Source organism: Halopseudomonas sp. (assembly GCF_041579695.1).
Taxonomy (GTDB): Bacteria; Pseudomonadota; Gammaproteobacteria; order Pseudomonadales; family Pseudomonadaceae; genus Halopseudomonas.
Genome location: NZ_JBFGFI010000213.1, coordinates 1 through 1,280 on the forward strand (window position 1 = coordinate 1; position 1,280 = coordinate 1,280).

Here is a 1,280-nt window from a genome sequence, read left to right on the forward strand (position 1 = left end):
ACGTAGTGCACTGTGGCTATGCCTGCATCGCGCAGCTTGCGCTCGACGCCAAGCGTAAAGTCGGGGGCGTCAATACCGATGAATACGTCAGGTTGTTGCTCGAGCAGCCAGCCAACCAGCTCCTTGCGGATGCGCAGCAGTTCGCGCAGGCGGCCCAGCACCTCGACCAGACCCATCACCGAAAGCCGCTCCATCGGCACCCGGCTCTGCATGCCCTCGGCAAGCATCCGCGGACCGCCGATGCCGATGAAACTTACCGCGGGATGGGATCGTTTCAGGGCGCGGATCAGACCCGCTCCAAGCGTGTCCCCGGAAGCCTCGCCGGCAACCAGTGCGATACACAGTGGTCGCTGCCCTGATCCGTTCTGCAAGGTCATGGCTAACGGGTTATGCCGCGGGTCGAAGCAAGAATGGAGTCGCGGTACAGCGCGATCTCGGGATATTGACTCGCGCTGTCCTCTAGCTGTTTCAGCGCCTCTGCAAGAGTCAGTCCCTGGCGGTAGACGGTCTTGTAAGCCTTGCGCAGTGCGGCGACCAGCTCTGGAGTATAGCCGCGGCGCCGCATGCCTTCGAAGTTCATGCCATGGGCACTGGCCGGGTTGCCGCCGACCATGACGAAGGCCGGAATGTCCTTGAACACCGCACTGTTGGCGGCGCTCATCGACCAGGCACCCAGCTTGCAGAATTGGTGAACCGTGGTGTAGCCGCCGAGAATAGCACCGTCGCCGATGTGCACATGGCCGGCGATGGTCGCGTTGTTCGCCATGATGATGTGGTTGTTCACCACGCAGTCGTGCGCGACATGCACATAGGCCATCAGCAGGTTATGACTGCCGATACGGGTTACGCCCTGATCCTGAACCGTGCCACGGTGCAGGGTGCAACCCTCACGAATGATGTTGTGGTCACCGATAATGAGTTGTGTCGGCTCGCCCTGATATTTCCTGTCCTGGCAGTCTTCACCCACCGAGGAAAACTGGAAAATACGGTTGTGCTGGCCAATGGTCGTTGGCCCACGTACGACAACGTGTGGGCCAATGACAGTACCGGCGCCGATTTCCACATCGGGACCGATCAGGGTCCAGGGTCCGACCTCGACGTCATCAGCCAGCTTCGCGGCTGGATCGACGAGCGCCAGAGGGTGGATCCGACTCATATCTTGTGTTCCGCACAGATGATTTCCGCCGAGCAGGCTTCTTTCCCGTCGACGGTTGCACGGCAGGCGAACTTCCAGATGCCGCGCTTGTTGCTCAAGTGCTGGGCTTCGAGCTGCAACTGAT

At 60.6% G+C, this 1,280-nt stretch carries 1 protein-coding gene and 2 pseudogenes; all 3 read right to left on the bottom strand.

Annotated features, from left to right (window positions below; all coding sequences use genetic code 11):
• Positions 1-377: pseudogene (locus ABYA88_RS16495) on the bottom strand (lipid-A-disaccharide synthase); the annotation flags it as partial.
• Between the two features lie 2 nt (positions 378-379).
• Positions 380-1,156, bottom strand: a complete 777-nt coding sequence (gene lpxA / locus ABYA88_RS16500) for an acyl-ACP--UDP-N-acetylglucosamine O-acyltransferase (protein ID WP_373188468.1) — start codon at positions 1,154-1,156, stop codon at positions 380-382.
• Positions 1,153-1,280, bottom strand: a pseudogene (locus tag ABYA88_RS16505) (3-hydroxyacyl-[acyl-carrier-protein] dehydratase FabZ); the annotation flags it as partial. The gene lpxA and the pseudogene ABYA88_RS16505, both read right to left, overlap by 4 nt.